At 59.9% G+C, this 17,621-nt stretch carries 17 protein-coding genes; 13 read left to right on the top strand and 4 right to left on the bottom strand.

What is annotated here, in order from left to right; all coding sequences use genetic code 11:
- From qseG to glnB, 3 genes are all read left to right on the top strand, one after another.
- Positions 1-669 (top strand): two-component system QseEF-associated lipoprotein QseG, encoded by a 669-nt coding sequence (gene qseG / locus JS46_RS18110; protein WP_033753975.1) that lies wholly within the window; start codon positions 1-3, stop codon positions 667-669.
- Entirely contained in the window at positions 669-2,003 is a 1,335-nt protein-coding gene (gene glrR / locus JS46_RS18105; RefSeq protein ID WP_033753973.1) for a two-component system response regulator GlrR, read from the top strand. Before qseG ends, glrR begins: the two co-directional genes overlap by 1 nt.
- A 148-nt stretch (positions 2,004-2,151) precedes the next feature.
- Positions 2,152-2,490 (top strand): nitrogen regulatory protein P-II, encoded by a 339-nt coding sequence (gene glnB, locus JS46_RS18100; protein ID WP_033753971.1) that lies wholly within the window; start codon positions 2,152-2,154, stop codon positions 2,488-2,490.
- A 56-nt stretch (positions 2,491-2,546) separates the two neighbouring features.
- On the opposite strand, the gene hmpA is transcribed toward glnB, so the two are convergent.
- Positions 2,547-3,731: an NO-inducible flavohemoprotein gene (gene hmpA / locus JS46_RS18095; RefSeq protein ID WP_033753970.1), complete on the bottom strand. Its 1,185-nt coding sequence runs from the start codon at positions 3,729-3,731 to the stop codon at positions 2,547-2,549.
- Between the two features lie 331 nt (positions 3,732-4,062).
- On the opposite strand from hmpA, the gene glyA reads away from it, so the two are divergent.
- Together glyA and JS46_RS18085 are read left to right on the top strand one after the other, a co-directional pair.
- Positions 4,063-5,316: a serine hydroxymethyltransferase gene (glyA, locus tag JS46_RS18090; protein WP_033753967.1), complete on the top strand. Its 1,254-nt coding sequence runs from the start codon at positions 4,063-4,065 to the stop codon at positions 5,314-5,316.
- Between the two features lie 116 nt (positions 5,317-5,432).
- Positions 5,433-6,572: a 3-phenylpropionate MFS transporter gene (locus JS46_RS18085; protein WP_033753964.1), complete on the top strand. Its 1,140-nt coding sequence runs from the start codon at positions 5,433-5,435 to the stop codon at positions 6,570-6,572.
- Here the strand turns inward: JS46_RS18085 and csiE are convergent.
- Positions 6,569-7,837 carry a stationary phase inducible protein CsiE gene (csiE, locus tag JS46_RS18080; protein WP_033753961.1) on the bottom strand — a complete coding sequence of 423 codons (1,269 nt, stop codon included), beginning with the start codon at positions 7,835-7,837 and terminating at the stop codon, positions 6,569-6,571. The two genes, JS46_RS18085 and csiE, sit on opposite strands and share 4 nt — an antisense overlap.
- Positions 7,838-8,021: 184 nt before the next feature.
- Between csiE and JS46_RS18075 the strand changes: the two genes are divergently transcribed.
- The 3 genes from JS46_RS18075 (at position 8,022) to JS46_RS18065 (ending at position 10,823) form a co-directional block, all read left to right on the top strand.
- Positions 8,022-8,621 carry a DUF1007 family protein gene (locus JS46_RS18075; RefSeq protein WP_033754161.1) on the top strand — a complete coding sequence of 200 codons (600 nt, stop codon included), beginning with the start codon at positions 8,022-8,024 and terminating at the stop codon, positions 8,619-8,621.
- Positions 8,612-9,595, top strand: coding sequence for a nickel/cobalt transporter (locus JS46_RS18070; RefSeq protein ID WP_033753959.1), 984 nt, complete (start codon positions 8,612-8,614; stop codon positions 9,593-9,595). Before JS46_RS18075 ends, JS46_RS18070 begins: the two co-directional genes overlap by 10 nt.
- A gap of 214 nt (positions 9,596-9,809) precedes the next feature.
- Entirely contained in the window at positions 9,810-10,823 is a 1,014-nt protein-coding gene (locus JS46_RS18065; protein ID WP_033753956.1) for a TIGR04086 family membrane protein, read from the top strand.
- 50 nt (positions 10,824-10,873) lie between these two features.
- Here the strand turns inward: JS46_RS18065 and suhB are convergent, their stop codons facing one another.
- Complete coding sequence (gene suhB, locus JS46_RS18060) at positions 10,874-11,677, bottom strand: inositol-1-monophosphatase (protein WP_033753954.1); 804 nt, start codon at positions 11,675-11,677, stop codon at positions 10,874-10,876.
- A gap of 122 nt (positions 11,678-11,799) precedes the next feature.
- Here suhB and trmJ point away from each other — a divergent pair, with 122 nt between their 5' ends.
- The 5 genes from trmJ to sseB all read left to right on the top strand — a co-directional run bounded on the left by trmJ (position 11,800) and on the right by sseB (position 16,653).
- Positions 11,800-12,537: a tRNA (cytosine(32)/uridine(32)-2'-O)-methyltransferase TrmJ gene (gene trmJ, locus JS46_RS18055; protein ID WP_033753951.1), complete on the top strand. Its 738-nt coding sequence runs from the start codon at positions 11,800-11,802 to the stop codon at positions 12,535-12,537.
- A gap of 108 nt (positions 12,538-12,645) precedes the next feature.
- On the top strand, positions 12,646-13,143 hold the full coding sequence (gene iscR / locus JS46_RS18050; protein ID WP_033753949.1) for a Fe-S cluster assembly transcriptional regulator IscR: 498 nt from the start codon (positions 12,646-12,648) through the stop codon (positions 13,141-13,143).
- An 88-nt stretch (positions 13,144-13,231) separates the two neighbouring features.
- On the top strand, positions 13,232-14,398 hold the full coding sequence (locus JS46_RS18045; RefSeq protein ID WP_033753946.1) for an IscS subfamily cysteine desulfurase: 1,167 nt from the start codon (positions 13,232-13,234) through the stop codon (positions 14,396-14,398).
- A gap of 155 nt (positions 14,399-14,553) precedes the next feature.
- On the top strand, positions 14,554-15,840 hold the full coding sequence (gene pepB / locus JS46_RS18040; RefSeq protein WP_033753941.1) for an aminopeptidase PepB: 1,287 nt from the start codon (positions 14,554-14,556) through the stop codon (positions 15,838-15,840).
- A 48-nt stretch (positions 15,841-15,888) separates the two neighbouring features.
- The gene (sseB, locus tag JS46_RS18035) at positions 15,889-16,653 is read left to right on the top strand and encodes an enhanced serine sensitivity protein SseB (RefSeq protein ID WP_033753938.1); all 765 of its coding nucleotides are present in this window, start codon (positions 15,889-15,891) and stop codon (positions 16,651-16,653) included.
- A 28-nt stretch (positions 16,654-16,681) separates the two neighbouring features.
- On the opposite strand, the gene sseA is transcribed toward sseB, so the two are convergent.
- Entirely contained in the window at positions 16,682-17,521 is an 840-nt protein-coding gene (gene sseA / locus JS46_RS18030; protein WP_033753935.1) for a 3-mercaptopyruvate sulfurtransferase, read from the bottom strand.
- Positions 17,522-17,621: the final 100 nt, after the last annotated feature.

Here is a 17,621-nt window from a genome sequence, read left to right as displayed (position 1 = left end):
ATGAATATCGTCTTCGCCTCACTTTTTACCGCGCTGCTGAGCCTTTCGCTCAGCGGCTGCAGCGCCTCCCCGGCCGCTTCGTCCGCGCATCGCGACGCCGTCGTCGCCGAGCCGGAGGTCAGGCTTCCCGATTATCTGGCGACCGACTGCGCCAGCGTCTGGCGCAACGAAAGCGCGACAGCAACGGGGAATCCGCTCTACTGGCTGCGCGCCATCGACTGCGCCGAGCGCCTGTCGCCCGCAGAGGCGCGCGCCGAAGCGCATCGCTGGCCGGTGGAAGGCTGGGCGCGCGCCTTTAAAAACGGCATCCTGATGGCTAACGGTAACGTTACGCCGCTGGAACGCCGCGATTACGTCGACGCGCTGGATGCGTACAGCAGCCGCTTTCCCGGCGCGGTGCGTCCGCTGATTCAGCTGTGGCGCGGCAATCAGGTCGCGCAGCTCGATCTCAGCGAAACGCGCACGCGCTTCGCGCATTTGCAGCAGAGCAGCGATGCGCAGCTCGACGTGCTGCGTCAGCAGCAGACGCAGATGCGCCAGACTCTTAACGACACGCAGCATAAGCTGGAGCGCCTGACGGATATTGAACGTCAGCTCTCTTCGCGCAAAGCGCCAGACGTCACCGAAAGTGGCCATGCGCCGGAAACCTCGCCACATGAGGAGCCTTAATGGCCAGACAATCCGCACGTCTGCTGCTGGTGGATGACGATCCCAGCCTGTTAAAGCTGCTGGGGATGCGCCTCAGCAGCGAAGGTTACCAGGTCACTACCGCCGCCAGCGGGCCGGAAGCGCTGCGCCTGCTGCAAAAAGAGCAGATCGATCTCGTCATCAGCGATTTGCGCATGGATGAGATGGACGGGCTGGCGCTGTTCGGGGAAATTCAGAAGCGTAACCCCAGCCTGGCGGTGATTATCCTCACCGCGCACGGCTCGATCCCCGACGCCGTCTCCGCCACGCAGCAGGGCGTATTCAGCTTCCTCACCAAGCCGGTAGACCGCGACGCGCTCTATAAAGCGATCGACGATGCGCTGGCGCAGCGCGCGCCAGCCAGCGATGACCGCTGGCGAGAAGCGATCGTCACCCGCAGCCCGATTATGCTGCGGCTGCTGGAGCAGGCGCACATGGTGGCGCAGTCCGACGTTAGCGTCTTAATTAACGGCCAGAGCGGCAGCGGCAAAGAGGTGCTGGCGCAGGCGATCCACGCCGCCAGCCCGCGCGCGGGCAAACCTTTTATCGCCATAAACTGCGGCGCGCTGCCGGAGCAGCTACTGGAGTCGGAGCTGTTCGGCCACGCCCGTGGCGCCTTTACCGGCGCGGTAAGCGCGCGTGAAGGACTCTTTCACGCGGCGGAAGGAGGCACGCTGTTTCTGGACGAAATCGGCGATATGCCGCCGTCGCTGCAGGTGAAGCTGCTGCGCGTGCTGCAGGAGCGCAAAATCCGTCCGCTCGGCAGCAATCACGATATCGACATTAACGTGCGCATTATCTCCGCCACTCATCGCGACCTGCCGAAGGCGATGGAGAAGAAAGAGTTCCGAGAGGATCTCTTTTACCGCCTCAACGTGGTCAATCTTAAGCTGCCGGCGCTGCATGAGCGCACCGAAGATATTCCGCTGCTCGCCGGCCATCTGCTGCGTCAGGCAGCGGATCGGCATAAACCCTTTGTGCGCAGCTTTTCCGTGGATGCGATGAAACGGCTGATGACGGCAAGCTGGCCGGGCAACGTGCGTCAGCTGGTAAACGTGATCGAGCAGTGCGTCGCGCTTACCTCGTCGCCGGTGATCGGCGATGCGCTGGTCGAGCAGGCGCTGAGCGGCGAGAACAGCGTATTGCCGACCTTTGTCGAGGCGCGAAACCAGTTTGAGCTGAACTATCTGCGTAAGCTGTTGCAGATGACCAAAGGCAATGTCACCAATGCCGCCCGGCTGGCCGGGCGCAATCGCACCGAGTTTTATAAGCTGCTGTCCCGACATGAACTGGACGCCAGCGATTTTAAAGAGTAGCTTTCTGGCGCGATGAAGCGCCTGAGAGCGTCGACGAACGCCCCGGCGGCCGGGATGTGTTGCGGGCAACACGCCTGTAGTCTGCGGCTGCGGGACTATACTTACAGCACCCCATCCGGCCACGGAGGGAGTGAGAAAAGGGTCTGACATGAAAAAGATTGATGCGATTATCAAACCATTCAAACTCGACGATGTGCGCGAAGCCTTAGCTGAAGTCGGCATCACCGGGATGACGGTCTCTGAAGTGAAAGGCTTTGGTCGTCAGAAAGGGCATACCGAGCTCTATCGCGGCGCGGAATATATGGTCGATTTTCTGCCGAAGGTGAAAATCGAAATGGTCGTAGGCGACGACATCGTCGACACCTGCGTGGAAACCATTATGAAAACCGCCCAGACCGGTAAAATCGGCGACGGTAAGATTTTTGTTTTCGACGTGTCGCGCGTGGTGCGTATTCGTACCGGCGAAGAGGACGAAGAGGCGATTTAATACAGGCTTTAACAGATAAAAGGCCGCTTTATAAGCGGCCTTTTACTCACTTTCTGTTACAGCCCCTTATGCGGGCCAAACACTTCATAGTGAATGCGTGAGGCATCGACGCCCGCATCGCGCAGCTGACCGGCGATAAACTGCATAAAGCCGATCGGACCGCACAGCCAGAACTGCGTGCGCGCATCCTGTAATCGCGCAGATTCGGCAGCCAAATCCATCACGCCTTCGGCATCAAAACGGCCGGCGTCGGCCGCCTCCGGCACGCGATACCAGACGCGTTTCTCAAAGTCGCGCAGGCGGGCGCCCGTCTCGGCCACTTCTTCCGCAAAGGCGTGCTGCGCGCCGTTTTCCGCCGCATGCAGCCAGGTCACCGGCGCGGCATGCTGCTGTTCGGCCAGCGCATGCAGCATCGCCAGCGTCGGCGTTACGCCGACGCCCGCAGATATCAGTGCTACCGGCGTCTCCGTATCGACTTCCATAAATACGTCGCCGTGCGGCGCGGTCAGATCCAGCACATCACCGACCTGCGCTTTTTCATGCAGCCAGCCGGAGACGCTGCCTTGGGCGTCGCGCTTCACCGCAATACGGTAGCTTTTGCCGTTGCTGGTGTGGGTCAGCGAATACTGGCGATTCTGCTGAAACTCAAATTCGGCGGGATGCAGATGCACGGTGAGATACTGACCTGGTTTAAACGCCGCAACCGCGCCGCCGTCGACCGGGGTCAGCGTAAAACTTTTGATAACGGAACTTTGCGCGTCGATAGCGGCAATGCGGAACGGGCGCGTGCCGCGCCAGCCGCCTGCCTGCTGCTCGGTTTCCTGATAAATCGCCTCTTCACGCTGGATAAAGACCTTGGCCAGCACGCCATAAGCACGGCCCCATGCCGCCAGCACCTCATCGCCTGGATTTAACAGCTCTTTAATCGTTGCCAGCAGATTCTCACCAACAATCGCGTACTGCTCTGGCTTGATCGCCAGGCTGGCGTGCTTCTGCGCGATCTTTTCAACGGCGGGCAGCAGCGCCGCCAAGTTATCGAGATTCGCGCCATAGGCGCAGATGGCGTTAAACAACGCTTCGCGCTGGTTGCCGTTGCGCTGGTTATTCATATTGAAGACGTTTTTGAGTTCGGGATGCTGCGACAGCATGCGGTCGTAGAAGTGAGCCGTAAGCTTTGGTCCTACGGCGGCAACGGCGGGAAGCGTGGATTTCACGGTAGCAATGGTTTGGGCGTCAAGCATGGGAATACCTCAGGCTGCGTAAAGTTGCATTTTAAATGCATGTTATAATCGTACCCCTGAGGTTGTAAATAACCCGCTGCTAAATTGGGCAATCTCGCTGGCAAGGTTTGGGTACAAATTGAAAAAATCTACGTCACAACCTGATGAAAAATCGTGAAGAGCCTGGCATATAGAAAAGCGTAAAAAACCTTTGCCAGCGGCGAGCCAATCGTTTGCGTGCAAAGCGGAATTGGCGCTACCGTCACCTGGCAAAACGGTTTACACTGTTGGCCTTTGCTCCGTAAGGGAGCCTAAACCGCCGTTAAAAAGTTAGCTGAGTCAGGAGATGCGGATGTTAAAGCGTGAAATGAACATTGCCGATTATGATGCCGAATTGTGGCAGGCGATGGAGCAAGAGAAAGTGCGTCAGGAAGAGCACATTGAACTGATTGCTTCTGAAAACTACACCAGCCCACGTGTAATGCAGGCGCAAGGTTCGCAGCTCACCAATAAATACGCGGAAGGGTATCCGGGAAAACGCTACTACGGCGGTTGTGAATATGTCGATATCGTTGAGCAGCTGGCCATCGATCGCGCGAAAGCGCTGTTCGGCGCCGACTTCGCCAACGTGCAGCCGCATTCCGGCTCTCAGGCTAACTTCGCCGTCTATACCGCGCTGCTGCAGCCGGGCGACACCATTCTGGGCATGAATCTGGCGCATGGCGGTCACCTGACTCACGGTTCTCCGGTCAACCTTTCCGGCAAACTCTACAACGTCGTGCCTTATGGCATCGATGAGAGCGGCAAAATTGACTACAACGAGCTGGCTGAACTGGCGAAAACCCATCAGCCGAAAATGATCGTCGGCGGCTTCTCCGCCTATTCCGGCGTCTGCGACTGGGCGAAAATGCGTGAAATCGCTGACAGCGTCGGCGCTTACCTGTTCGTTGATATGGCGCACGTGGCTGGCCTGATCGCCGCTGACGTCTATCCGAACCCGGTGCCGCATGCGCACATCGTTACCTCGACCACCCATAAAACCCTGGCGGGCCCGCGTGGCGGCCTGATCCTGGCGAAAGGCGGCGACGAAGATCTCTACAAGAAACTTAACTCTGCCGTCTTCCCGGGCGGGCAGGGCGGTCCGCTGATGCACGTTATCGCCGGTAAAGCGGTGGCGTTTAAAGAGGCGATGGAGCCGGAGTTCAAAGCGTACCAGCAGCAGGTCGCGAAAAATGCCAAAGCGATGGTGGAAGTGCTGATTGCGCGCGGATACGACATCGTGTCCGGCGGCACCCATAATCACCTGTTCCTGATCGATCTGGTGAGCAAGAACATGACCGGCAAAGAGGCGGACGCCGCCCTGGGTCGCGCCAACATCACCGTTAATAAAAACAGCGTGCCGAACGATCCGAAAAGCCCGTTCGTCACCTCCGGCGTGCGTATCGGTACGCCTGCCGTGACCCGTCGCGGCTTTAAAGAAGCGGAAGTCCGCGAGCTGGCCGGCTGGATCGCCGACGTGCTGGATAACGTCAACGACGAAGCGACTATCGAACGCACCAAACAGAAAGTGCTGGAAGTCTGCTCGCGCCTGCCGGTTTACGCGTAAGCGTTCGCCTGCGCGATCGTGATTGAGGATGGCTTCGGCCATCCTTTTTTATTGCCGTTTTTAGGCTAAAATCGCGCGCACTTACTTATCATGGACGCTTTGCTGCGGGAGGCAGAATGACCATCGGCTCGGCGAAATGGCTCGGTCTTGGCTATTTCACTTACTTTTTTTGCTACGGTATCTATCTGCCTTTCTGGGGCGTCTGGTTAAAAGAGACCGGCCTCGACGCGGAAAAAATCGGCCTGCTGTTGGGCTGCGGCATGGTGGCGCGCTTCGTGGGCAGCCTGCTGATCGCTTCACAGGTCAAACATCCGGCGCAGCTGATTACCGCGCTGCGCCTGCTGGCGCTGATGACCTGCCTGTTTGCCGCCGGCTACTGGATCGGGCAGCAGTGGCTGTGGCTGCTCTTCGTTATGGTGGGCTTTAACCTCTTTTTCTCGCCGCTGGTGCCGCTCAGCGATGCGCTGGCCGCCACCTGGACGCAGCAGATCGGACTCAAGTACGGGCCGGTGCGGCTGTGGGGATCGCTGGCGTTCGTGATCAGCTCCGCGCTGACCGGGCTGCTGGTGAACCACTGGTCATCGCAGGCGATTCTGGCGCTGCTCTCCGTCGGGGTGCTGGCGATGCTGGGCGGCATGCTGTTGCCGCCGCATACTCGACCGCAGGGCGAAGAGCGGCACAGTACGGCGAGCGGCGGCTGGCAGGCGTGGCGCGATCTGCTGCGCGAGAATAGCGTATGGCGCTTTATGCTGTGTGTCACGCTGATGCAGGGCGCGCACGCCGCCTATTACGGCTTTAGCGCCATCTGGTGGCAGCAGAGCGGCTATTCCGCTTCGGTGGTGGGCTATCTGTGGTCGCTCGGCGTGGTAGCGGAGATTGTGGTTTTCGCCCTGAGCAATCGCCTGTTTCGCCGCTGGCGCGCGCGCGATCTGCTGCTGCTCTCCGGCCTTTGCGCGCTGGCGCGCTGGACGCTGCTGGGCGCGACCGTTGAGCTGCCGTGGCTTATTGTGGGGCAGATCCTGCACTGCGGCAGCTTTACCGTCTGTCATCTGGCGGCGATGCGTTTTATCGCCGCGCGCCGCGGCCCGGATGTGATTCGGCTGCAGTCGATCTATTCAGCGCTGGCAATGGGCGGCGGTATTGCGGTGATGACCATGATCTGCGGCGTGCTGTTCGCGCATCTGCAGGGCCATCTTTTCTGGGTGATGGCGCTGGTGGCGCTGCCGGCGCTCTTCTTGCGGCCGCGCGCGGTTTAAGCCTCCAGCAGCGCCCGGATGCGCTGCTGCTGATGCTCGCTCAGCGGCAGTTCGGCGTGGATTAGCGGCGGCGAATAGAGCGGCAGCGAGGTGGCGTAAGGCGATATCACCAGCGCGATTTCGCGCGGCGCGCCTTCGCGCTGAAAGTCGCTCATTTCCTGATATTTGATATTGATCGGCAGCAGCGAGATTTCGCGGATCTGCTGCTCGATCTGCTGCTCAAGCCGGGCGTTATCGCCCGTCAGCAGCAATACCTGCTTCTCCTGCAGCGCGTTCTCCTGCATCAGCCAGGCGCCGAAGATCACCGCAATCAGGCTCACCTCCTCCTGACTAAAGCGCAAATCGTACGCAGTTTCGAAATCGCGCAGCGCCTGCTGCGTAGTGCGTAGCAGACGCGGATAGAGCCTGGTAACGTCCAGCGCCACGCTGTTATCGATACCGATGCCGAAATGAGCGCGATCCAGCGCCTGCGCCAGATGGGTATAGAGCTGCTCCGTCAGTTCCTCGGGCGCCTCGAAGCGCAGTTCGGCCAGCTGCTCGAAGGCGGCGACCAGCTGTCTGGTGGCCTGCATCAGCCGCTGGCTGCAGGGATGGTCGAGCGCGTCAGGCGCTGGCGCGTGGATCAGGCTAAACAGCAGCGTCCAGAATTCCGCTTCGCTGATATGCGGCGCCAAATGGCAGCGCTTTTGCCAGTGCAGAATGACGTCCATCGCCGCCTCGCGCTCATACTTTTGCTGCAGCCAGGCGAGCTGACGCTCGTTAAACAGCGCGGGCTGACGCTGCATCAGACCATATTTCATAAAGATTTGCAGAAACAGGCGATCGCGCGCGCTGAAGTCGCGGCAGAGCTTCAGGCTGCAGTGCTGGATCAGCGCCTGCAGATTGGTTTCGTCGTAGAGCGCTTTTTCTATTTTCATCGCTTTCAGCCGCTGGCGCAGCGGCGCAGCGAAGTGGTCGCGCACGAAGTTTTCCGACAAGCGCAGCCCGCGCCGCAGCCAGTGCAGCAGGCAAAGTCGCCGATCCAGCTCGGTGCCGTGAATGCGAAAGCTGCCGTCCACCATATGATGCAGTTCCAGCTGGTGATAACGCTGTATCTCATCCCTGACATCTTCGATATCCTGTCGGGCGACAGCGGCCTCGACCCCGTTCAGCTGACAGAGTTTTTCGAGCGTAAGCGCGGGAGTGGGCAGATACAGTAGCAGCAGCAGATGACAACGACGCTGTGAACGGGTGAAGAGTGGTGCCGAAGAGGGAGCAGAACTCATCAGTCTAGATTCCAGCGGTCCGGTATTGCGCTAAGAATAGCCAATGGCGAATAAGGCCGCGGCTTTCGGCTGGTTTTTTGTGCAATGCTTCAGGACGGGTCACAATTTTTTTGTCATTCACCGGAGCGTTTAACCTGGTATGTCTCTTTTTAACTTTAAAAGAAGCGCGCTTTTTACCTTACTAATGGCGCTGAGCGCCGGTAGCTATGCGCATCCGCACAGCTTTATCGACATGCAAACCGAGCTGCTCGCCGACGGCGATGCGTTGACCGGCCTGAAAATGCGCTGGACCATGGACGAGATTACCTCGGCCGATCTGCTTTACGACGCAGGCGATGCGAAGCCCGGCAGCGAAACCTGGAAAAAGCTGGCGGCGGAGGTAATGGCGAACGTGCTGGGCCAGCACTACTTTTCCGAAGTCTGGCACAACGGCCAGCGCGTGAAATTCCTTAACCTGCCGAAGTCCTACGCGCTGTCGCGCAGCGGCAATAAAGCGGTGCTGGAGTTTGTGTTGCCGCTGGCAGAGCCGCCGCAGCTAGCCGGACAGCGTTTCGACATCCTGACGTTCGATCCCACCTATTTCGTCGATATGACCTATAGCGACGCCCGCGCGCTTAGCCTGCCCGCCGCGCTGCAGGGCCGCTGTCAGGTGGCCCTGCAGACGCCGAAACCTGACAGCTCGCTGAAGCAGTATGCGCTGTCGCTCGATAAAGCCGACGCGCCGCCTGAACAGATGGACCTGGGGCGTCAGTTTGCGCAAAAGGTGACGCTGACATGTCATTGATGCTTTCTCAACGCCGCGCGCGTCGCGTCTGGCCGCTGTGGCTGCTGGCCCTTGCGCTGGCGGCGGGCGCGTTGACGCTGTGGCAATACTGGCCGCAAATTCTGCTGCAAAGCGCCATCTGGCAGAAAGGGCTTCATCAGCAGATGACCCAGCTGCTGCAGCAGGTTAAAACCGCGCCCGGACAGGCTGGCGGTTTGTTGGTGCTGTTCAGCCTGGCCTATGGTGTGCTGCATGCGCTGGGGCCCGGCCATGGCAAAGTGGTCATCACCACCTTCCTCGCGACTCATCCGGCGCGCCTCAATCTCACCCTCAGGCTGACGCTGCTGGCGTCGCTGCTGCAGGGCAGCGTAGCCATTGTTCTGGTGACGCTGATGCTGGTAGTGCTGCAGACCTCTTCGCGCCAGCTGCATCTCAGCAGCTACTGGCTAGAGAAGGGCAGCTATCTGCTGGTGATCGGGTTAGGGATATGGATCGGCGTGCGTGCCCTGAAGACGCTGCTTCGTCAACTACGTCCGCGCTCGCCGATAACGATCCGCGCGCTGCGCGCCGATCATCAGCACCACGCGCACTGCGGCTGCGGCCATGCGCATCTGCCGGACGCGCAGCAGGTCGCTGAGGCGGTCAGCGTGAAAACCCAGCTGCTGCTGATAGCGTCAATGGGGCTGCGTCCCTGTTCGGGTGCGATCATGATGCTGCTCTTTTCGCGCGTTATCGGCGTTTATCTCTGGGGCGTCCTGTCGGCCGTCGTGATGGCGCTGGGCACCGCGTTAACCATTTCCGCCATCGGCCTGCTGGTGCAGCGCGCTCGAACGCTGGCGCAGCGGCTGGGCGGTGAAAGCCGCGCGGCCTCGACGGCGGCGCTGGCGATGCCTTTGCTGGCGCTGATCGGCAGCGCGCTGCTGATCGCGGCGGGGCTGGCGCTGTGGCAAAGCGCCGCAGCCGGCGTCGGCGGCGGTCTTCGTCCGTTCGGATAACAATCGCAACAAGGGACGCAAAAAAATATTATCTTGCGTCCTTGCTTTATTCCGCTTTGCTTATCTCAAATATTCACGCTTCGCTAACTGCAATATATTGCCGCTTACTCTGGTGAAAATAGTTTTCTCGTCTACGCTAAATAACAACAACCACATGTATTGTCCTTTTTTTAATATTGATTATTTAACGTTGTCTGTTGCGAGGAGAACCACCATGCACGAAACCCGGATTAATAATGGCACAACAGAAACCATTACTGAAACGCACGCGGGATTACCGTTAAAGCGTATTTCATGGAGCGCCGTATTCGCTGGCGTAATTGGCGCGCTGATTGTGCATATTTTACTGACGCTGCTCGGCACCGCGATTGGCGCCACCACCGTCGATCCGCAGCAGGAGCAAAATCCGCTGCAGCATCTTGGCACCGGCGCCCTGGTGTGGACCGGTCTGAGCATGCTGATCGCCATGGCGGTGGGTAGCTATCTGGCGGGCCGTCTGGCGCAGCGTGAAGGCGCGCTGCATGGTCTGCTGATGTTTGGCCTGAGCACTTTATTTACTATCTGGCTGGCTGTTTCTCTTGCCAGCAGCCTGATCGGCGGCGCATTTAATATTATTGGCGCAGGCTTCCAGGCGGCAGGTAACGGTATTTCCGCAGCGGCGCCGGCAGTGACCGACTTTGCCAAACAGAAGCTGCAGGAAAATAATATCAACCTCGATGATTTGCAGAATGAATTGACTACCACGCTGCGCCAAACCGGCAAGCCGGAATTGCAGCCGGAAAATTTACAGCAGGATGCGAATAGCGAAGCGAATAATGCCGAAAATCAGGCGAAAAATACCGCGCAAAATCCGCAGAACGCCGATACCGATATTACCAACTGGATTAGCGGCGTAATGAATCGTCATGCCGATACTCTGCAGGCGGCTGACCGCGACGCGCTGAAAAATATCATCAAGGCGCGCACCGGTAAGAGCGATCAGGAAGTTGAGCAGATCGTTAGCCAGACCGAACAGAGCTATCAGAAAGCGATGCAGCAGTATCAACAGCTGAAACAGCAGGCAGAACAGAAAGCGCGCGAGGCGGCTGAGCAGGCTGCTGCGGCAACCGCGAAAGCGAGCTGGTACGCCTTCTTTATGCTGCTGATTGAAGCGGTGCTGGCTGGCGTGATGGGACGCATTGGTCGTCGCACTCAACCGCGTCAGGTGCTGAGCCACGAACGTCGTTAAGATTGAGATTGAGTTAATAAAAAGGCGGCTGAAAAGCCGCCTTTTTCATATCAGCGTTTTAGCGCTTCGCTCAGCTCGTCACGCATGCTGGAGAGCAGCGATTTCACTACGCGCGGGTTGCCCGCCACGATGTTGCCCGAGTGCATATAACCGTGACCACCGGTAAAGTCCGTGACCAGACCGCCTGCTTCACGCACCAGCAGTTCGCCGGCAGCAAAATCCCACGGCTTCAGGCCGATTTCAAAATAGCCATCAACGCGGCCGGCGGCGACGTAGGCCAGGTCCAGCGCAGCGGAGCCGGTGCGGCGGAAGTCGGCGCACTGGGTAAACAGCTTCGTGACCACATTCATAAAGGCCGGAGCGTGCTGCTTGGTTTTGAACGGGAAGCCAGTGGCGAGAATCGTGCCGTCGAGATCGCGAGCGGTGCTGCCGCGCAGACGGTAACCGTTAAGCTGCGCGCCCTGACCGCGTACGGCGGTGAAGAGTTCGTTGCGCATCGGATCGTAAACCACTGCCACTTCGGTACGGCCTTTAATGCGTACGGCGATAGAAACAGAGAAGTGCGGCAGGCGTTTGATAAAGTTGGTGGTGCCATCCAGCGGATCGATAACCCATTGAATGTCCTGATCGTCGCCCGCCAGTTCGCCACTCTCTTCAGTAATGATGGAGTGCTGCGGGTAGGATTTGCGAATCACTTCGATAATCAGTCGTTCTGCATCACGGTCAACATTGGTAACAAAGTCGTTGCTGCCTTTCTGGCTCGCTTCGACCGCGTCCGGGGTTTCATAATTCTTGGCAATCAGGTTGCCGGCCTTGCGCGCAGCGCGCACGGCGATGTTGAGCATCGGATGCATCGGTATCTCTCACTGGATGTTAAAGAACGAGGAAAAACGGCGCGGAGTATAGCAGCGCATTCTTTAAATGTCTCGAGTTATGTTAGCATGCTGCCCATCATTTCCTCACTGACGCCAATCTAATGCTGCAAAATATCCGAATCGTACTGGTGGAAACCTCTCACACCGGCAACATGGGCTCCGTGGCCCGTGCCATGAAAACCATGGGCTTAAGCAATCTCTATCTGGTTAATCCGCTGGTGAAGCCTGACTCGCAGGCGATCTCGCTGGCGGCGGGCGCCAGCGACGTGATCGGCGACGCGCAGATCGTTGACACGCTCGACGACGCCATCGCCGGCTGTAGCCTGGTGGTCGGCACCAGCGCCCGCTCGCGCTCGCTGCCCTGGCCGATGCTGGACGCGCGCGAATGCGGCGTAAAAAGCGTGGAAGAGGGCCAGCAGGCGCCGGTGGCGCTGGTCTTCGGGCGCGAACGCGTCGGGCTGACCAACGAAGAGCTGCAGAAATGCCATTACCACGTCGCCATTCAGGCGAACCCGGAATACAGCTCGCTCAACCTGGCGATGGCAGTGCAGATCATCGCCTACGAGGTGCGTATGGCGTGGCTGGCGGCGCAGGAAAAAGCGCAGCCCGCGCCGGTATACGCTGAGTCGCCATACCCGCTGGTAGACGATCTGGAACGCTTCTATCAGCACATGGAACAGATGATGCTGACCAGCGGCTTTATCCGCGAAGGCAACCCGGGACAGGTCATGAGCAAGCTGCGCCGTCTCTACACGCGCGCTCGTCCAGAGCGCGACGAGCTGAATATTCTGCGCGGCATGCTGGCCTCGTTTGAGAAGCGCAAAGGCGAAAAAGAGTAGTTGAGTAAATTACTCGGTTAAATAGTTGACCAAAATACTCGGGAATGTCAGACTTCGGCTATCTTTTGCTAATCCTCCGATAACCGGACGCTATTGAGGTAGTACGCTATGAGACTGACATCCAAAGGACGTTACGCCGTTACCGCGATGCTGGACGTTGCCCTGCATTCCCATCAGGGGCCGGTTCCGCTGGCTGATATTTCCGAGCGTCAGGGCATTTCGCTCTCCTATCTGGAGCAGTTATTCTCGCGTCTGCGTAAACATGGTCTGGTCGCCAGCGTGCGCGGTCCGGGCGGCGGTTATCTGCTGGGCAAAGAGTCCAGCGCAATTGCGGTAGGCGAAGTGATTACCGCCGTGGATGAGTCCGTCGACGCCACCAAGTGTCAGGGCAAAGAGGGCTGCCAGGGCGGCGAACGCTGCCTGACCCATGTGCTGTGGCGCGATCTTAGCGTGCGCATCAGCGATTTCCTGAACAACATTACGCTGGCTGAGCTGGTGAACAATCAGGAGATCCTTGACGTGGCGGACCGTCAGAATTCACAGGACAATCGTCGTTTCCAGAACAACCGCGTTCAGGAAATTAACGTCAATCTGCGCGCCTCCTGATCCCTTTCTGTGCGGCCCTTACTGCTAACGCGGTGAGGGCCGAATCTGCTATAAAGACGTATGATTTTTGATACGGAGCTTTAGCGCAATGAAATTACCGATTTACCTGGATTACGCCGCGACCACGCCGGCCGATCCGCGTGTGGCCAGCAAAATGATGCAGTTCCTGACGCTGGACGGCACCTTTGGTAATCCGGCTTCGCGCTCGCACCGTTTCGGCTGGCAGGCGGAAGAGGCGGTCGACGTGGCGCGCAATCAGGTGGCGGAACTGGTCAACGCCGACCCGCGTGAAATCATCTTCACCTCCGGCGCGACCGAATCGGACAACCTCGCCCTGAAAGGCGCCGCGCATGCCCAGCGCGCGCGCGGTCAACATATCATCACCAGCCAGACCGAACATAAAGCGGTGCTCGACAGCTGCAAACAGCTGGAAAGCGAAGGCTTTACGGTGACTTATCTGACGCCGCCCGCCAACGGCATTATCACGCCTGACGCCGTGCGCGCCGCGCTGCGCGACGACACCGTTCTGGTGTCGCTGATGCATGTGAATAACGAAATCGGCGTGATTCAGGATATCGCCGCCATCGGCGAGCTGTGCCGTGCGCGCGATATTCTTTTCCACGTCGACGCCACCCAGAGCGTCGGCAAGCTGCCGATTGACCTGAGCGAGCTCAAGGTCGATCTGATGTCGTTCTCCGCCCACAAACTTTACGGCCCGAAAGGCATCGGCGCGCTTTACGTGCGACGCAAACCCAAAGTCACCATCGACGCGCAGATGCACGGCGGCGGACACGAGCGCGGCATGCGCTCCGGCACGCTGCCGGTGCATCAAATCGTCGGTATGGGCGAAGCTTTTCACCTCGCGCGCGAGGCGCAGGAAAGCGAGATGGCGCGCCTGGCGGCGCTGCGCGCGCGACTGTGGCAGGGGCTGAGCGCGCTGGACGGCGTGCAGCTTAACGGCGATCTGGCGCAGAGCGCGCCCAATATTCTCAATATCAGCTTTGCTGGCGTCGACGGCGAGTCGCTGATTATGGCGCTGAAAGATCTGGCGCTCTCGTCGGGTTCGGCCTGCACCTCCGCCAGCATGGAACCCTCCTACGTGTTGCGCGCCATCGGCCTTGATGAGGCGCTGGCGCACAGTTCGCTGCGCTTTTCGCTCGGCCGCTTCACCACCGAAGAAGAGATCGACTACGCCATTGCGCTGGTGCAAAAGGTGGTCTCTCGCCTGCGCGCGCCGGTGTCCGCCTCACGTTAACGGCTGCGCCCTGTTCCGGGGAAATCCGGAAACGGCGCGCCTCCAGTTGGATCCGCTGGCGTCACCCGGCAATATCTGTTATCAGGTCTGACGTTTAACGGCTAAAGCCTGCGCTTCTGGCTGGATGATACTTATAACGCATATGGAGTTTCGCGATGACAACACAACCGATGAACATTACGCTGAGCCACCAGCCCGCTGATGCGCGCTGGGGCGAAAAGGCGATTCTGACCAGCCACGACGACGGCATGACCATTCACCTGCACGGCGCGGATCAGCTCACTACTATCCAGCGCGCGGCGCGCAAGATCGACGGGCAGGGCATTCGCCACGTCGCCCTGAGCGGCGAAGGCTGGGATCTGGAGCCGTGCTGGGCGTTCTGGCAGGGCTATCGCAGTCCGAAAGGGGAGCGCAACGTCGTCTGGCCGACCCTGAACGAACAGGATCAGGCGGAGTTTTCCCGCCGTCTGCGCATTATTGACTGGGTACGCGACACCATTAACCTGCCGGCAGAAGAGCTGGGTCCGGAAGATCTGGCGCACGGCGCTATCGATCTTATCAGAGAAGTCGGCGGCGACGCGGTCAGCTATCGCGTTACGCGCGGCGACGATCTGCGCGCGCAGGGCTATCTCGGCCTGCATACCGTTGGACGCGGCTCCAGCCGTCCGCCGGTGCTGCTGGCGCTGGACTACAACCCGACCGGTGACGACAGCGCGCCGGTGTACGCCTGCCTGGTCGGCAAAGGCATCACCTTCGATACCGGCGGCTACAGCCTGAAGCAGAGCGCCTTTATGGACTCGATGAAGTCTGACATGGGCGGTGCGGCGACCCTGACCGGCGCGCTGGCGCTGGCGATTTCGCGCGGCCTGAAGCAGCGCGTCAAGCTGTTCCTCTGCTGCGCCGACAATATGGTCAGCGGCAACGCTTTCCGCCTCGGCGACATCATCCGCTACCGCAACGGCAAATCGGTCGAAGTGATGAACACCGATGCGGAAGGGCGCCTGGTACTGGCCGACGGTCTGATCGACGCCAGCGAACAGCAGCCGACGCTGCTGATTGACGCCGCGACGCTGACCGGCGCGGCGAAAACCGCGCTGGGCAACGACTATCACGCGCTCTTCACCTTCGACGACGTGCTGGCGCAGTCGCTGATGGGCAGCGCCACCAGCGAGAACGAGCCGTTCTGGCGTCTGCCGCTGGCGGAGTTCCACCGCAACCACCTGCCTTCGAATTTCGCCGATCTCAATAATATCGCCAGCGCGGCGCATTCGGCGGGCGCAAGCAGCGCGGCGGCGTTTCTGTCGCACTTCGTCACTCGCTATCAGGAAGGCTGGCTGCACATCGACTGTTCCGCGACCTACCGCAAAGGCGCGGTGGATCAGTGGTCGGCAGGGGCAACCGGCATTGGCGTGCGTACCCTGGCGAATCTGCTGCTCAAGTAAAGGATCCGGCGACGGCGTTGACCGTCGCCTTAGTGAGAAAGGCAAAACATGAACCGTCTTGAAGAGGTGCTGAAGCTGGCGGCAACCGAGCCGGCGCACCGTCCGGAGTTTTTTCAGCTGTTGCTGGCCGCCGACGTCTGGGTGCCGGGCGAAAGCACCGAGACGCAGTTCGCGGCGGATACGCCGGTCGATCTGCAGCACTGGGAAAAAGAGGATGGCCGCAGCGTCATTCCGTTTTTTACCTCGCAGGAGGCGATGAGCGAAGCGATCGCGGGCGAACAGGCTTATCTGCGCCTGCCGGTGCGCACGCTGTTTGAGATGACGCGCGGCGAAACGCTGTTCCTGAATCCCAAACTGCCCACCGGCAAAGAGTTTTCTCCAGCGGAGATCGCCCATCTGCTGGGCGAAGAGGGCGACGCGCTAAGCCAGCAAACCGTGCTGGAAGGCGGCCACGCGCTGCTGCTGTCGGAGGTGGCGACGCCGCCCGCGCAGATGATCGACTCGCTGACGCAGCTGTTCAGCAAATACAAACAGGTGCGCCGCGCCTTTATCGCCAGCATTCGCGAAAGCGCGGACCAGCAACCGAATCTGCTGATCGGCATCGAGGCGGAAAGCGATATTGAAGCGATTATTCAGGCGGCGGGCAGCGTTGCGACCGATACGTTGCCGGACGACGCGCCGATCGATATCTGCGAAGTGGTGGCGGACGAGAAGGGCATCAGCCACTTTTTCACCGCCCACATTACGCCTTTTTACGAGCGTCGCTGGGGCAGTTTTCTGCGCGATTTTAAAGGCAGTCCGCGCATTATCTAATCGGGTGCGGCGCGATGCCGCACCCCGATCATTTCTCGATCGGCAGATCGTCCCGGCTGCCCCATTCGCCCCAGGAGCCGTCATAGAGTGTGACGTCGCGCGCGCCCAGCACGGTCAGCGCCAGGATCACCACCACGGCGGTCACGCCTGAACCGCAGCTCGCCACCACCGGCTCATCCAGCTTCACGCCCGCTCTGGCGAAAACCGCGCGCAGCTCGGCTTCTGGCTTCAGGGCGCCGTTCGCCACCAGATCGTTCCAGGGAACGTTCAGGCTGCGGGGAATATGGCCGCGGTGCAGGCCCGGACGCGGCTCATCGACTTCGGCGTTGAAGCGGTTCGCCGCCCGCGCGTCGACGATCTGCGCGCCGCCCTCATGGCTGATCAGCAGCACATCGGTCAGACGTTTTACCTGCGCCTCGTCGAATGTCGCCTCGAACTCTCCTTCCGGCAGCGCGACCTGGCCGGTCGCCAGCGGCAGACCCGCCGCTTTCCAGCTCTGCAGGCCGCCCGCCAGGATCGACACCTGCGCCACGCCGAACGCGCGCAGCATCCACCAGGCGCGCGGCGCAGAGAAGAGGTTGCCCTCGTCGTAGACCACCAGATGTTTGTCGCTGTGGACGCCCATTTCGCGCATCGCCACGGCGAAACGCTCGGCGCGCGGCATCATATGCGGATAAGGGCTGGTGTGGTCGGAAAGCGCTTCAATATCGAAGAACGGCGCGCCCGGCAGGTGGCCCGCCAGATACTCCGCCGTGATATTGCGCACGGCCTCTTGGCCCGGCGGCAGCATGCGGGCGTCCAGCACCTGCACGTTCTCGTCGGCGTAGTGTTCATTTAACCAGTCAGCGGAGACAAATATGGCTGTCATTGCAACCTCTTCTTATCGTCAGGAAAAGTCCAGTGTCGGGGAATGTGAAGGCTATCTCAAGGGCGGCATTGCTAAAATCGCGGGTTTGCGGTGAAATTGC

The organism is Pantoea sp. NGS-ED-1003, from assembly GCF_000738765.1.
In the GTDB taxonomy this organism is placed as follows: Bacteria; Pseudomonadota; Gammaproteobacteria; order Enterobacterales; family Enterobacteriaceae; genus Pantoea; species Pantoea septica.
Note: the sequence above shows the minus strand (reverse complement) of the source record. Positions and strands in the feature narration are given on the sequence as shown.

Bases quoted from the DNA above. Each gene is read 5' to 3' on its own strand.
- glyA (WP_033753967.1), top strand. From the start codon at position 4,063: ATGTTAAAGCGTGAAATGAACATTGCCGATTATGATGCCGAATTGTGG.
- hmpA (WP_033753970.1), bottom strand. From the start codon at position 3,731: ATGCTTGACGCCCAAACCATTGCTACCGTGAAATCCACGCTTCCCGCC.
- JS46_RS18075 (WP_033754161.1), top strand. From the start codon at position 8,022: ATGGCGCTGAGCGCCGGTAGCTATGCGCATCCGCACAGCTTTATCGAC.
- JS46_RS18085 (WP_033753964.1), top strand. From the start codon at position 5,433: ATGACCATCGGCTCGGCGAAATGGCTCGGTCTTGGCTATTTCACTTAC.
- JS46_RS18070 (WP_033753959.1), top strand. From the start codon at position 8,612: ATGTCATTGATGCTTTCTCAACGCCGCGCGCGTCGCGTCTGGCCGCTG.
- csiE (WP_033753961.1), bottom strand. From the start codon at position 7,837: ATGAGTTCTGCTCCCTCTTCGGCACCACTCTTCACCCGTTCACAGCGT.
- glnB (WP_033753971.1), top strand. From the start codon at position 2,152: ATGAAAAAGATTGATGCGATTATCAAACCATTCAAACTCGACGATGTG.
- pepB (WP_033753941.1), top strand. From the start codon at position 14,554: ATGACAACACAACCGATGAACATTACGCTGAGCCACCAGCCCGCTGAT.
- sseB (WP_033753938.1), top strand. From the start codon at position 15,889: ATGAACCGTCTTGAAGAGGTGCTGAAGCTGGCGGCAACCGAGCCGGCG.
- JS46_RS18065 (WP_033753956.1), top strand. From the start codon at position 9,810: ATGCACGAAACCCGGATTAATAATGGCACAACAGAAACCATTACTGAA.
- qseG (WP_033753975.1), top strand. From the start codon at position 1: ATGAATATCGTCTTCGCCTCACTTTTTACCGCGCTGCTGAGCCTTTCG.
- iscR (WP_033753949.1), top strand. From the start codon at position 12,646: ATGAGACTGACATCCAAAGGACGTTACGCCGTTACCGCGATGCTGGAC.
- trmJ (WP_033753951.1), top strand. From the start codon at position 11,800: ATGCTGCAAAATATCCGAATCGTACTGGTGGAAACCTCTCACACCGGC.
- suhB (WP_033753954.1), bottom strand. From the start codon at position 11,677: ATGCATCCGATGCTCAACATCGCCGTGCGCGCTGCGCGCAAGGCCGGC.
- glrR (WP_033753973.1), top strand. From the start codon at position 669: ATGGCCAGACAATCCGCACGTCTGCTGCTGGTGGATGACGATCCCAGC.
- sseA (WP_033753935.1), bottom strand. From the start codon at position 17,521: ATGACAGCCATATTTGTCTCCGCTGACTGGTTAAATGAACACTACGCC.
- JS46_RS18045 (WP_033753946.1), top strand. From the start codon at position 13,232: ATGAAATTACCGATTTACCTGGATTACGCCGCGACCACGCCGGCCGAT.